Below are 13,046 nucleotides of genomic sequence, written 5' to 3'. Positions count from 1 at the left end.
CTCCGAATACATTAGCGCACAACCAACCCCGTTATTGAAATTTATTGTTGCAATAACGAGGCGGACCATACATTTTTGTGTCTGTAAGCACTCAGTATTTTAGGTGGTAGGTGTCTATACCAAGCAGCTTGTACAACAGACAAAATCCGGTTGCGCTGCTGACAAATAAGGCACTGCCCATGACGAATAACAAAAGGGTAACAGCTACGCTGAATAACTGCTCGACAGCCAGCGCCAACAACAGACAGGCCATTACGCCTCTAATCGCGGTGTCTAATACGCCGACATTATCTCTTTCTCTCATGCTGGATACTCCGGTAGTTAATTTTCAGTATCAGTATGTGCCGCAACAGACAAAGCGATATTGATCGCGATCAAAGAAATGCCGCTTTTACTTTTGGGCATTTCCCGCTATCTTTAACGTTTGACGCCCTCATTTCCCCATACTGCCTACAGGAGCCTCATACAGGATGGCATTAACAAAGAAAATCAATATTCTGGTGATTGATGACGAAGAGCTGACTCAGGAATTATTGCGCCATATGTTACGGGAACTGGATCTCGGTGAGATTGATATTCACGCCAGTTGTTCTAAAGCGCTAAACCGTTTTAAGAAAGATCCCTCCTATTTCGGTATGATCATCAGTGACTGGGAAGTACCGGGGATGAATGGTCTGGAGTTTTTAAAAGAAGTCCGTATTCTGAATAAAGAAATCCCGTTTTTAATGGTAACCGGTAACGCCTCCAAATCGTATGTTGTAAAAGCCGTGCAAGCCGGCGTGAACGATTTTCTGGCCAAGCCTTTTACCGCCAACAGTTTACTAAAAAAAGTGCAGAATCTGATCGACGCCAGCACAGCGGAAGAAGCAAAGCGCTAACCCTCCACATATAATATACAACCATCAGGTCTTAGCATTATTTCACCAGCAAAGGCACTATTTGTCACACCTAGCATTAAGAGACGCCAGAAACATGCATTACACCCTTTCTGACTTCGATACCATCATTGACAGACGTGAAACCTACTCAATGAAATGGCAAAAATACCAGGGCAAAGACATCTTACCCCTGTGGGTTGCCGACACCGAATTTAAATGTGCGGATGAGATTTTAACCGCCATAAAACAGCGCACCGATCACGGGTTACTGGGCTACCATCTGCCAGCCCGCTATGAGCCCGCCAACGAAGCAGTTTGTCGCTGGCTCAGCAAGCAGCATGGCTGGGATATTCAACCCGAATGGATTGTCTGGACACCGGGTGTTGTACCCGCCTTTAATGTGGCCTGCCAGGCTTACTGTCAGCCCGGTGATAAGGTAATAGTTCAGACTCCCAACTATCCGCCTTTGTTAGCCGCGCCTGGGATCAATAATCTGCAACGCGTTGATATACCTACCATCGTCGAAAATGACCGTTGGACTATAGATCTCAACGCCCTGGAAGAAGCTGCCAAAGACCCGGCCTGCAAAATCTTTATTGTGTGCAACCCGGGTAATCCGGCAGGAACGGTATTTACACAACAGGAATTGTCTGAAATTGCCCGTATCTGCGAGCAAAACAAGGTGTTGCTGATATCGGATGAAATCCATTGCGATTTGGTGCTGGATGAACAGGCAAAACACCTGCCCGCCGGCGCGTTGCCGGAATTGCAAAACAGCAGTGTTACCCTGATGGCGGCCAGCAAGACCTTTAATGTTGCCGGGCTTGGCACTTCATTCGCCATTATTCCGGATGCCAGGTTACGCGCCAGCTTCAGTAAAGCCATGATGGGTATTATGCCCTGGGTGACCATCCTGGGTCTGGTGGCCACTGAAACCGCCTTTACTCAATGCGACCAATGGTACGACACCCTGTTGCAATACCTGCGTAAGAATCGCCAGTTTTTATTTGAAGAAATCAACCAAATCGATGGCTTTAACATGCTGTTGCCGCAAGCAACATTTCTGGCCTGGATAGATGCCAGCAAGCTCGGCGTCGATTTGCCACAGGCTTATGTTGAAGCCAAAGGCGTTGGTCCTTCACCTGGCGCAGATTTTGGCGATAAGAACTTTATCCGTATCAACTTCGGCTGTCCAAAGTCTTACCTGGAACAAGCGGTACAACGCCTGAAAAGATAATACTCAGATCCAACGCCTGACGCGTTTTTTATAGTCGGGCCATTGTGCCGGAAACAGTTTTGCCATCGCCTGTTCTTCCGGCAGTATCTGAAAACAGGTCAGATACAGAGGAAAGCTCAGCGCCAACACGAGTGCCGCAATGTGCTGCCAATATATTCCGGCCGCGATAAGTAACAAAGCCATCCCCAAATACATAGGATTACGAGTCACACTGAAAATGCCACCACATACCAGCTTCGAGGCATTTTCCGGTTGTGTCGGGTCTACCGTGGTTTGGGCTTTTCTGAAAGCCAGGACTGCCATTGTGATAATCAGCAAAGCGATAATTAACAGCAGGCTGGCCAGCGGTATATGATAACTCAGCTGAAAGCGCAATTGCGGAAACCCTGTCGTAAGGCCAAACATCACAGCCAGATAGAGTGCCACCACCAGCACTGGTGGAATTTTATTTTTCAGCAAACCCATATCCCCTTTCGTCAGACAGCTCACCCTGATTATCCAGGTTTGCGACTTTGTGTCTATGCCTGACCAGGATTTTTTGTCATAGTAGGGGTTGTTGCTCTTAGCGATACAATTTTGCAGCAAAGCTCAACAACCCCTGGTATCTGAACAGTTTTAGCATAAGTACAATGACTAACGATAAAAATAAAATATTCCCCATCTTCCGTTTGCGTTTCTTTTCCCTATTTTTACTATTTTGGCTGACCAACAGTGTGGCTCAAACACCACCTGACGCCGATCTCTGGCTGGTGCGTCATATGGAAAAACAGCGAGATGGTAGTAAGGACCCACAACTCACCGAAAAAGGCTGGAATCAGGCAAATAAGTTAAAAGACCTGCTACTGGATAAAGGTATTCAGGCTGTTTACGCCACAAACTATCAACGCACTCAACAAACTGCTGAACCGATTGCCAAAGCGTTAGGACTCGATGTTATTCAATACGATCCCAAAAACCTGAAGGATTTTGCAGAAAAGCTCAAAGCTTCAGGTCAAAAAGCACTGGTGGTTGGCCACAGTAACACCACACCAGAGCTGGCTTTTCATTTAACCGGCCTATCGCAAAAAGACATTGATGAAGACGAATACAATCGCACCCTGTTCAGCATCTATCTCAACAGTGAGCTGAAGATGTCGTTAGGGGCGGTGGATATGCAACAGGAATACAAAAAGCCCGCCCTTGCGAAGATTCGCGTAGACCAGCAAAAAATACACAGTTTCGAATCTCATTTCGATATGCTGTTTTCGGAGCAAAAAGTAGGTACCGCGAGACAGAAAATACTCCTCCAGGACAATCAAATACGGCTGACAGAAGTGACTAAAGTGAAAAAGTTTAACGTTGATGCCACCATTAGTGCCACAGCTGAAACTGACAACCTGTTACCGGTTACTTTACGTCTTATCGGTTCCATGAGCACCGCGGCAGACATTAACTTACGATGGCAGGATTACAGCCCTGACGGTGAACTCAAACAGGTAACGGGGCATTCTGAGATTGCCCGGCCAGTTTATAAAGTTCAGGGACGACAACAGATCGATAATCGCACCGGACTTAGTTCTGTTGAACGCACCACAGCGATAATGACAGTACCTTTTTTTGCCAATGATAAAGCCTTCAGCTTTGAGTGGTTCAACGCTTATGACGGCCATGAAACCCGCATCCAATACATTCCAATGGGCAAGGAAACGGTCACCGTGCCGGCTGGTACATTTGAAACACGCAAAGTTAAATTGTCTGGTGGAGCACCATCACAGATTTTTTATATCAGTACCGAAGACAAACCAAAAGTCGTTAAAATCGAAGTGTTACACATGCCCTGGGTTTATGAGCTAACGCAATACACCAACCTGTCTGATAGCCCCCCGGAGAACTAAGCGATGTTAAAAAAAGACAGCATAAAGTCACTGGAACAGTTCTATCAGTGGCAAAACAACAGTGATATTTTCCGGTCACCCGTCTATATCCGGGGCCTGTTATTTGCGGTCTGTGCCAGTCCGGACATTCCGATGCCGGAACAATGGTTTCCCTGGGTAGTGCAGACCGGTGGAGAAATCCAATCCCAACAGGTAGACAAGGTTTCCAATATTCTGATGCAACTGTTGAAAGAACAACTTCAGGCTATGCGGGACAACCAGGTTAATTTGCCTGCCGATTGCCATTACCCGGCCCATGAAGACAATTTACAGCAATGGATGACCGGATTGATCACCGGTCATGGTTTACTGGAGGAGATCTGGCAACAAGCCTGGCAGGCTATGCTACAAGCACAACCGGAAACGTCTGAGCAGTTTTCCACCAGACTGACCCGTTGCTTGCGCATGTTCACTACGTTTGCCGATATCAACCTGGCTGTGCAACAGGCCAAAGAACGAGATGCCGAAGACTTTCAGGCGAAACTGCCCTTACTTGCCAAATCATTGTCATCATCGCTACAGGAATATGTAAAGTTATCCGGTGAGCTGGTGAGTTACCTGCCCCACCAATTTGACACGTTCCAAAAAAATATGCCGGGCCGGCATTGATTCGAACTGGTCCCTTGTAATCTTATACATACAACCTACCTAATACCGGTATTAGATTTTTTGGATTGAATTTATGACAAAGGGATTGTGCAGCTGGTTATTACTATGGAGCCTGTCGTGGGCAGCTCTGGGGCAGAATGATACTCAACGATATGATGAGCCACAAATCAGTGCCGATGAAGTGGTAGAGCTGCTGGAGAATTTAGATTCCATGATTCTAAAGCACTACTTGTTCCCTGAAAAACAAAAATTCATTCGTCAGCAGATAGTCAGCGCCCAATTGCAAGGCAAGCTTCTCGGTGCCATGCCTTTCGGTCAATTAAAAATTCAACTTGAGGCATTGCTGATTGAAGCCAGTCAGGACAGCAACTTTGAAATTCACTATGGCGCTCATAATCTGGGTTCCAATGAGATTAGCGCACCAATTACCACATCATCACAAGCTAATGGCAACTACCCAGATAAGTATACTGTTGCTATCGAACAGTTTGACAAGGTTGGCTATCTGGCGTTAAGCGGAAACTTTTTATCATTGAGCGCGTTGCCTGATATTGATCGCGCTATACAAGAGTTAAGTCATAACGAGGCGCTGATTATCGACCTCAGTTCAGTCGGCGAAGGCAATATGCCGTTGATTCAGCATTTGCTGGGCCACTGGTTGTCACCAGATATTCCGTTTTTAAAACTGCACTTCAACCCGGCACAGGCTCCCCGGTTACTTTATCCCGCAGGCCAGTCAGAGCCAATGTTTAACGATGTACCCACCTATGTGATTAATTCAAGTTTTGTTCTGGGCCCCTGGGAAGCCTTTGCTTATAGTTTGCAACAATCCGGTCAGGCGGAAGTTTTAGGACAGGACTCGATGGGGCTGGCTTACATGACCCAACAGGTGCATTTGAGTCATAGCACCCAATTAACAATGGCAGTGGCTATTCCGTCACACCCGAATTCGGGAGAAAACTGGTACCAGCAAGGGGTGCAGCCTGATTATCCGGTAGCGCTGGATGAAGCATTAGCGGCAGCAATAAAGCTTGCCACCGCCCATTAGTCTTTATTTGCCAATCAGCCTTAAGAACTCATCACGAGTGGCCTGGGAGCTGCGGAAGTTACCCAGCATTACAGAGGTCACCATAGAAGAGTTTTGCTTTTGTACACCACGCATCATCATGCACATGTGTTTGGCTTCCATGATAACACCTACGCCTTTGGCACCGGTAACGTCCTGAATTGCCTCGGCAATTTGCTTAGTCAGGCCTTCCTGAATTTGAAGACGACGGGCAAACATATCAACGATACGGGCAAATTTAGACAGGCCCAATACCTTGTTTTCAGGCAGATAAGCAATATTACAGGTTCCAATAAAAGGCAGTAAGTGGTGCTCACACAAGGAGTAAAACTCGATCCCTTGAACCACCACCATTTCATCGGTATCGGCCTCAAAAATAGCGCCGTTGACCACTTCATCGACGGTTTTTTCATAGCCTGAAGTCAATGCCTGCATTGCTTTGGCGGCACGTTGCGGGGTATCCAGCAAGCCATCACGCGTCACATCTTCACCCAACAACTGAATAATGTCATTGTAGTGCTGCGCTATTTGCGATTGGGTGCGGTTATCTGCCATCTGTTTATCCTGAAAATTAACTGTTTACCACTATACGGCATTTTTGGGGTGGCGGATTATATCACTTTGCACGCCTGAACATAAAGCGTCCAGGCGCATATAATGATTGTTTAAAACATCAGCGGTATGAATAGTGGCAGAATACCGCTGTACCAGCCTGAAGCCTGTTAACCGTTGCGGTTAAATTTCGCCGCCTTTTTTATAGGGTATTTGTTCTTCCAGATCTTCTACCTGGTGCGCCAGTTTCAGTGGCGAACCGGTATTTCTGGCCAGATAATAGTAGGCAGTGGGTACAATAAACAAGGTTAAAAACGCTGACACCGCCACCCCGGCAAAAATGACCATACCAATAACCATACGACTTTCAGAGCCGGGACCGGTCGCGATCACCAGCGGAATGGCGCTGAATAAAGTAGTAAATCCGGTCATCACAATGGGTCTTAAGCGTTGCGTTGATGCACGCTTTAACGCCGATTCGAACTCATGACCGGCGTCGCGCAACTGATTGGCAAATTCCACAATCAGAATACCATTTTTGGCCGCCAGACCGATTAACATCACCAACCCTATCTGACTGTAAATATTGAGACTTAATCCCGCTAACCACAAACCGGCGAGCCCTCCCACCAGTGCCAGCGGCACCGTTAACAGAATAACCCAGGGATGCACAAAACTTTCAAACTGGGCAGCCAGGACCAGATAGGTGATCACCAGAGCCAGAATGAAAATAAACAGCACTGAATTACCCGAATCCTGATACAACTGAGATTCGCCACGATAATCAATTCCAACCCCTTCCGGTAACTCATCCCGCACGATCGTGCGCAGATACTCCAGCGCTTCCCCCAGGGTGTAATCATCGGCCAGGTTGGCGCTGATGGTAATACTGCGCATGCGATTATAACGATTGAGCTGCGCCGACGTTGCCTGCTCACTGACCGATACCAGATTGTCCAGCGGGATCAACTGACCACTGCTGGCGGAGCGCACATAGATATTTTCGATACTGTCGGGGCTGCGATAGTCTTCTTCTTTACCTTCCAGAATCACATCGTATTCCTCCCCCCGGTCCAAAAAGGTAGACGCGCGGCGTTGCCCTAACATGGTTTCCAGAGTACGACCAATATCACCAATTGAGACCCCCAGATCCGCAGCGCGGTCGCGGTCAATATTCACTAATAATTGCGGTAACGTCTCTTTATAATCAGAGTCCAGACGCAATAGCTTGTCATTTTCCTGGGCTTTTTCCATCACAATATTGCGGTAACGCACCAGGTCGTCGTAGGTATCGCCCTGCAAGACAAATTGCACCGGCCTGCCAATACCCCGCCCTCCTAAGCTGCTGCGCATCACGGCAAATGCCCGTACATCCGGTATCTCAGCCAACTTGCCACTGATTTCGTTCATGATGTCAAAGGTCGTGCGTTGTCGTTGATCCCAGGGAACCGCACCAAAGATAGCGATACCTGCAGAACCACCAAAGCCCGGAGTTCTGACCAATACCCGATCCGATTCGCCGTTATCAATGTAAGGCAATAAAATCGCTTCAATTTTTTTCAGATTCGCCGCGTTGCTTTCAAAGCTGGCGCCTTCGGCCGCCTGCATCAGTACAAAAAAGTTGCCCCGGTCTTCTTTCGGTACGAATTCACTGGGTATCTTTTGTAACAGGCCGTAGATGGCAAACAAACTACCGGCGATTAATAACGCGGTGACCAGTGGCTGATGTAAGGTGCTGTCCAGAACCCGGTGATAGGTATTTTCCAGTTTGGAAAACTGTTTATCCACCCAGGCGCCAAAGCCTTTATTGCGCTCTCTTTTTTGCAGAATTTTAGAACTCAACATAGGGCTCAGGGTAAGTGCCGTAAAGCTGGAAAACGCCACTGCTGCGGCAATAGCCAGGGCAAATTCGGTGAACAAACGTCCGATGTTGCCTTCCAGAAATACCAGAGGTACAAATACTGAAATCAACACTAAGGTAGTGGCAATAACCGCGAAGCCCACTTCTCTGGCGCCGCGATAAGCGGCCAGCAATGGTGGCTCGCCTAATTCAATGCGCCGGTAGATGTTTTCCAGTACTACAATGGCATCATCCACCACCAACCCAATCGCCAACACCAGAGCCAGCAACGTCAGCAAATTAATGGAGAAACCCAGTGCCAGCATGACAGTAAACGCCGCCACCAGGGAAATGGGTACAGTAATAGCGGGAATAAAAGTCGCGCGAACGTTCCCCAAAAACAGGTATATCACCAGCACCACCATTAACATGGCTATTCCCAGGGTGTTGTAAACTTCTTCTATTGATTCAGCGATAAATATTGAAGAATCGTAGCTGGGCACAATAAAGACATTTTCCGGCAACGATTGCTGGATCGTTTCGATGGCTTCTTTCGCTGCTCTGGCTACTTCCAGGGTATTGGCTTTAGATTGTTTCACAATCCCCAATCCCACCATGTTTTTGCCGTTGCCGCGGAACTCGGTTTCATCGTCTTCAGCGGTAAGCTCTACCACAGCGATATCTTTTAGTTTTACCAGATAACCGTCAATGCCCTGAGCAATAGTTAAATTGGCAAAATCATCCTCGGTCAGGAAAGTGCGGGCAACCCGTACTTCCATATTGCGGTCCACAGATTCCACTTCCCCTGCCGGAAGTTCGACGTTTTCAGAACGGATCACCCGTTCGACATCGGTTACAGTAATCCCTCTGGCGGCCATGGCATTGCGATCCAACCAGACCTTCATGGCGTAGTCACGTCCGCCACCAATCCGTACTCTGGCAACACCATCCGCGGTTGAGAGCCGGTCCACAATAAACCGGTTAGCGTAATCGGTGAGTTCCAGTACCGACAGGTTGTCGCTGCGCAGGTTATACCAGACAATCACGTCTTCATCGGAATCGCTTTTAAACACTTCCGGTGGATCAGCCTGATCCGGCAGGTTATTGAGCACCCGACTCACCCGCTCCCGCACATCATTGGCCGCGGCGTCTATGTCTCTGGCGAGTTCAAATTCAATACTGATACTGGATCGACCATTGCGGCTGTTGGAAGTGATATTCTTAATCCCTTCAATACCGCTGATGCGATCTTCAATTAGCTGAGTGATTCGCGACTCTACTATGGTGGCAGATGCCCCTGGATAGTTTGTATTAATGGACACGATAGGCGGATCAATATCCGGATATTCGCGCAGCGCCAACATATTAAAGGCGACAAAACCAAAGATCAGCAGCAGAGCATTAACAACCGTCGCGAAAACCGGCCTTTTGACAGAAACATCAGACAAAATCATGGCTATTCCTCCACGATTTTGACATCAATACCGTCTTGCAACCTCAGAGTGCCCTGGGTTACCACCTGTTGGCCTTCGGTCAATCCAGCCATAACCTGCACTTCACCGGGTTTTCTGGCTCCCAGTTGCACAGCCAGTCGTCTGACCTTGCCGTTTTCAACCACAAAGACAAACTGCTGATCATCAATCGGCACCAAAGCGGACTCCGGAATAACCAGCGACTGCATCACACTTTTCTGCACCAGGACTTGCAATAACATGCCCGGACGGATCAGTAATTCGGGATTCGAAATCTTGGCTCTGACCCGCACTGCACGGGTGGCAGCATCTACCCGGGAATCAATATGGGAAATCTCGCCTTCAAACAGTTGCCCTGGATAGGCGATTGACGTGGCCTGTACCTTTTGCCCCAACTTAACACTGGGTAAGTGGCGCTCAGCGACACTAAAGTCCACTTTCAGGGTTTGAATATCGTCCAGGGTTGTGATCTGATCACCGGGTCGTACCAGGGCGCCATCGCTCACCTGTCTGACCCCCAGCAAGCCATCAAACGGCGCGCGAATTTCCCGGTCTGCGATTTGAGCTTCAGCGACATCGATTTGTGCAATCAGGGCATCTACCTGAGCTTCCCGCTCATCCAGTAACTGTTGTGAGGCGGCCTTTTCTTTAACCAATCCCTTTACCCGGTTAAGTTGTCTTTGCGCCTCTGCCAGATTTATTTTCAGTTCGTTCAGCCTGGCCTGCTCTTCTTTGATATTCATGCGGACCAGCAGTTGGCCGCGCTTTACCAAATCGCCATCATCAAACAACAGGGCTTCAATTTTATCGGTTTCCTGGGCAGTGACCACTATTGCCTCATTGGCCGTTGCGGTGCCCAGTGCCTCAACCACCTGAGCAAAAGGTTGTTGCTGCACGACGGTGGCGACAACAGGGATTTCTCCCCCGGCTTTAGCGCTTTCTGTTTGCTCTGTAGGCATATACAACCAGGCCAGTAAGCCAGCCAAAAGCAAAATCGCTAAAATTAGCGGAGAAAATTTAAATTGTTGAGCCATAAGAGATCCTTATCGAGTCGGGTAGCAAGCCATTAACGGGAAACTAAAAAAAGTGTAGCAGGCAATGGCCTGAAGTGATTTAGTATTAGAAATTTGATACAGGCAAAACACAATGTTTGGCTCAGTAACTCATCCCGTATATCCGGTTATTTGTCGAAAACAGGCTGAATTTGTTGGATTTTGGGCTACCGGGCCTCATGATATTGGCAAACAAACAAGAGTACTACCGGATGAAGTGGTGGCAAACCGACTGCCCATACTGCAAAAAACTGCGCCTGATATTGCTCTGGGGCGTTATTATGTACCTGATACTGGAAGTATTTTGGTGGTAACTGCGAGTAATCAATGACAGAGATAAAGCACGATATAGATGACAATCAACCGATTCAGATCCGGGCAACCGCAAAACGCAATGGTTTATCCAGCCTGATTTTTGGATTGTTGCTACTGATGATTGCCATACTGATGTTTAAAGTTTTGCCGGAAAATGTCACCCTGGTGGCTATTTTTGTCACTTCTGCCGGCATAGTTGCGTTGCTGTTAGGTTTATTGAAATTGCGGGAGCCGCAACACAGTTTAACCATTTCTAAGACGCAAATTGATTACCAACATCGCAATGGTCGCTGGAGCCTGAGCTGGGAAAATGTGCAACGCATCGATATCCCCAAAGTAAGTTCAGGACTGGAACAGCGCTCTTTGTCATTAGTGGGATTGCGGGTAAAGCACTACGGTCCCATCCTTGAAAGTATTTCACCGCGCCTGATGACCCATCTTTTAATGGAGCAGCGCCCGCTGCTGCTACAAAACAATGCCGATTGCGCTTCGGGCAGTTGTTACGGCGATGATTTGCTGGAAGACGACATCTACAAAGACAGTGATGGCAAGATCTACAAAGGCGTACAGGGTATGTTTGCTAACCGTATGGCTAAACTGCGGGAACGACTCGGTTATGATTTGTTTATCAATAGTGCCGAACTGGACCGCAGCGTGGAAGAATTTGCAGACCTGTTACGCGCCTGCCATCGAAGCCTGCTGAGTTAACACCGCCTGGGTGGCCTGCTGCAATTCATCAACTCCTCGGCGGGCTTCTTTGATATGGCCCGACTTAAGATCCCCTTCCACTTCAGCGCAAAGGCGTTGTAGTTTCGGAACGCCGGTATAACAACTGGCACCGTGTAGACGATGCACGGCTTTTTCCATTCCGGACCAATCCTCCAGCTTCGCCGCGCGCGCAATTGCCGCAATGGCTTCCGGGAGTGCTTTAACAAATTCCTGCAGCATCTCGGTGGCAACGTCTTCATTTTGATTTGCCCGCGTCAGCGCTAACTGCCAGTCCAAATCCGGTAACATGGTGACGTTGTGTTCCGGCACACTGCACCAGCGCTTAATCAGGTTGATCAGCGCGCCCAATTCTAGCGGCTTAGGCAGGTAGTCATCCATGCCGGAATTTAACAAACGCTGCTTTTCTTCTTTAAAAGCATGGGCAGTAACTGCGATCACCGGCGTCCCCTGATTCAGCGTGGTTTTTCTGATCAGGCTGGTAGCCTCAAGGCCATCCATATCCGGCATTTGCACGTCCATCAGGATCAGATCAAACTCTTCCTGCTGACACAATGCCAGGGCATCAGCGCCGCTGTAAACCAGCTGCAACTGAACGGGCGACTCCTGCAACCAGGTATTCAGTAACCTGAGATTGATAGGCATATCATCCACCGCCAGAATTTTCGCCTTGGGCAGATTTAACAGCCGTTCATTCCAGATATTTTTAGGTGCCTGTTCTTCTTTGTCTCGAAAGGTTAGCAAGCGACTGGTTAGCAGCGGAGATTCCAACAATTTGTGGAAATGGCTGGCAAAAGGGCCTGTGGGGTTGCCGTTTGCACCCACCAGCAATACCCGTTGCTCCGCTTCTAACGTGCGGATAACCCGTAGCAATTGGTCTTCCTGATATTTCGACAGGGAATCTTCATCGGTAAAAAAATAATCATAACTGTCAAACTGCTCTGCCAACCAGCTTAGTTTTGTGCCACTGGTGACATTGGCACCTAAGCGGTGCAATAAGGTGGCGCTGGCCAGACGAGAACGGGGATCGTGATCCAGAATTAATACACGTTTGTTCAACCAGTCTGAGTGCTCGGCAATATCATTGTGCTTACTGAATTTATGGCACTTAACCGCGATTTCAAAGCAACTGCCTTTGCCGTATTCGCTTTGATAGGTTAATTTGCCCCCCATCAGTTGCATCAATTGACGGCAGATCACCAGGCCCAGTCCGGTGCCCTGATAGTTGCGATTTAGGGAATCATCCAGTTGCGAAAAGGATTTAAACAACTTGTCCTGATTTTCTTCGGCAATCCCAATACCCGTATCCCCCCCCTGTGTCAGGATAGTTGTCGCCTCAGTTTTTCGTATTGTTAGACAGGGGGTGGATGACAGGTTTGAGTGAAA

13 protein-coding genes are annotated in these 13,046 nt (G+C 48.1%); 7 read left to right on the top strand and 6 right to left on the bottom strand.

Going from position 1 to position 13,046, the window contains the following annotated elements:
• Positions 1 to 91: 91 nt before the first annotated feature.
• The gene (locus AC0J20_RS22500; RefSeq protein WP_229530921.1) at positions 92 to 304 is read right to left on the bottom strand and encodes a YgaP family membrane protein; all 213 of its coding nucleotides are present in this window, start codon (positions 302 to 304) and stop codon (positions 92 to 94) included.
• A gap of 166 nt (positions 305 to 470) precedes the next feature.
• Between AC0J20_RS22500 and AC0J20_RS22495 the strand changes: the two genes are divergently transcribed.
• Both AC0J20_RS22495 and AC0J20_RS22490 read left to right on the top strand, forming a co-directional pair.
• Positions 471 to 878 (top strand): response regulator, encoded by a 408-nt coding sequence (locus AC0J20_RS22495; RefSeq protein ID WP_229530920.1) that lies wholly within the window; start codon positions 471 to 473, stop codon positions 876 to 878.
• Positions 879 to 972: 94 nt separating this feature from the next.
• Positions 973 to 2,115 carry a MalY/PatB family protein gene (locus tag AC0J20_RS22490; RefSeq protein ID WP_229530992.1) on the top strand — a complete coding sequence of 381 codons (1,143 nt, stop codon included), beginning with the start codon at positions 973 to 975 and terminating at the stop codon, positions 2,113 to 2,115.
• A gap of 3 nt (positions 2,116 to 2,118) precedes the next feature.
• Here AC0J20_RS22490 and AC0J20_RS22485 read toward each other — a convergent pair whose 3' ends face one another.
• Complete coding sequence (locus AC0J20_RS22485) at positions 2,119 to 2,700, bottom strand: methyltransferase family protein (protein WP_473023459.1); 582 nt, start codon at positions 2,698 to 2,700, stop codon at positions 2,119 to 2,121.
• A gap of 44 nt (positions 2,701 to 2,744) precedes the next feature.
• Here AC0J20_RS22485 and AC0J20_RS22480 point away from each other — a divergent pair, with 44 nt between their 5' ends.
• The 3 genes from AC0J20_RS22480 to AC0J20_RS22470 all read left to right on the top strand — a co-directional run bounded on the left by AC0J20_RS22480 (position 2,745) and on the right by AC0J20_RS22470 (position 5,685).
• Entirely contained in the window at positions 2,745 to 3,989 is a 1,245-nt protein-coding gene (locus tag AC0J20_RS22480; protein ID WP_473023458.1) for a phosphoglycerate mutase family protein, read from the top strand.
• Between the two features lie 3 nt (positions 3,990 to 3,992).
• Positions 3,993 to 4,637 (top strand): UPF0149 family protein, encoded by a 645-nt coding sequence (locus AC0J20_RS22475; RefSeq protein WP_229530917.1) that lies wholly within the window; start codon positions 3,993 to 3,995, stop codon positions 4,635 to 4,637.
• Between the two features lie 73 nt (positions 4,638 to 4,710).
• Entirely contained in the window at positions 4,711 to 5,685 is a 975-nt protein-coding gene (locus AC0J20_RS22470; protein WP_473023457.1) for a S41 family peptidase, read from the top strand.
• A gap of 3 nt (positions 5,686 to 5,688) precedes the next feature.
• On the opposite strand, the gene folE is transcribed toward AC0J20_RS22470, so the two are convergent.
• The 3 genes from folE to AC0J20_RS22455 all read right to left on the bottom strand — a co-directional run bounded on the left by folE (position 5,689) and on the right by AC0J20_RS22455 (position 10,601).
• A complete protein-coding gene (gene folE / locus AC0J20_RS22465; protein WP_229530915.1) occupies positions 5,689 to 6,258 on the bottom strand; it encodes a GTP cyclohydrolase I FolE in 570 nt (189 codons plus the stop codon).
• Positions 6,259 to 6,438: 180 nt separating this feature from the next.
• Entirely contained in the window at positions 6,439 to 9,549 is a 3,111-nt protein-coding gene (locus tag AC0J20_RS22460) for an efflux RND transporter permease subunit (protein WP_229530914.1), read from the bottom strand.
• A 2-nt stretch (positions 9,550 to 9,551) separates the two neighbouring features.
• Positions 9,552 to 10,601 carry an efflux RND transporter periplasmic adaptor subunit gene (locus AC0J20_RS22455; protein WP_473023456.1) on the bottom strand — a complete coding sequence of 350 codons (1,050 nt, stop codon included), beginning with the start codon at positions 10,599 to 10,601 and terminating at the stop codon, positions 9,552 to 9,554.
• A gap of 112 nt (positions 10,602 to 10,713) precedes the next feature.
• Between AC0J20_RS22455 and AC0J20_RS22450 the strand changes: the two genes are divergently transcribed.
• Positions 10,714 to 10,950 (top strand): hypothetical protein, encoded by a 237-nt coding sequence (locus AC0J20_RS22450; protein ID WP_473023455.1) that lies wholly within the window; start codon positions 10,714 to 10,716, stop codon positions 10,948 to 10,950.
• Positions 10,947 to 11,642 carry a DUF2982 domain-containing protein gene (locus AC0J20_RS22445; RefSeq protein WP_229530912.1) on the top strand — a complete coding sequence of 232 codons (696 nt, stop codon included), beginning with the start codon at positions 10,947 to 10,949 and terminating at the stop codon, positions 11,640 to 11,642. The genes AC0J20_RS22450 and AC0J20_RS22445 overlap by 4 nt, the downstream gene beginning before the upstream one ends.
• Here AC0J20_RS22445 and AC0J20_RS22440 read toward each other — a convergent pair.
• Positions 11,610 to 13,046: response regulator (locus tag AC0J20_RS22440; RefSeq protein WP_473023454.1), on the bottom strand; the 1,437-nt coding region annotated here is incomplete at its 5' end. The two genes, AC0J20_RS22445 and AC0J20_RS22440, sit on opposite strands and share 33 nt — an antisense overlap.

The sequence above is a fragment of the Planctobacterium sp. R6 genome (assembly GCF_055755215.1).
The sequence above is the reverse complement of the archived record's forward strand: the minus strand, read 5'-3'. Positions and strand labels throughout refer to the sequence as shown.

Bases quoted from the DNA above. Each gene is read 5' to 3' on its own strand.
- AC0J20_RS22500 (WP_229530921.1), bottom strand. From the start codon at position 304: ATGAGAGAAAGAGATAATGTCGGCGTATTAGACACCGCGATTAGAGGC.
- AC0J20_RS22495 (WP_229530920.1), top strand. From the start codon at position 471: ATGGCATTAACAAAGAAAATCAATATTCTGGTGATTGATGACGAAGAG.
- AC0J20_RS22490 (WP_229530992.1), top strand. From the start codon at position 973: ATGCATTACACCCTTTCTGACTTCGATACCATCATTGACAGACGTGAA.
- AC0J20_RS22480 (WP_473023458.1), top strand. From the start codon at position 2,745: ATGACTAACGATAAAAATAAAATATTCCCCATCTTCCGTTTGCGTTTC.
- AC0J20_RS22475 (WP_229530917.1), top strand. From the start codon at position 3,993: ATGTTAAAAAAAGACAGCATAAAGTCACTGGAACAGTTCTATCAGTGG.
- AC0J20_RS22470 (WP_473023457.1), top strand. From the start codon at position 4,711: ATGACAAAGGGATTGTGCAGCTGGTTATTACTATGGAGCCTGTCGTGG.
- folE (WP_229530915.1), bottom strand. From the start codon at position 6,258: ATGGCAGATAACCGCACCCAATCGCAAATAGCGCAGCACTACAATGAC.
- AC0J20_RS22460 (WP_229530914.1), bottom strand. From the start codon at position 9,549: ATGATTTTGTCTGATGTTTCTGTCAAAAGGCCGGTTTTCGCGACGGTT.
- AC0J20_RS22455 (WP_473023456.1), bottom strand. From the start codon at position 10,601: ATGGCTCAACAATTTAAATTTTCTCCGCTAATTTTAGCGATTTTGCTT.
- AC0J20_RS22450 (WP_473023455.1), top strand. From the start codon at position 10,714: ATGTTTGGCTCAGTAACTCATCCCGTATATCCGGTTATTTGTCGAAAA.
- AC0J20_RS22445 (WP_229530912.1), top strand. From the start codon at position 10,947: ATGACAGAGATAAAGCACGATATAGATGACAATCAACCGATTCAGATC.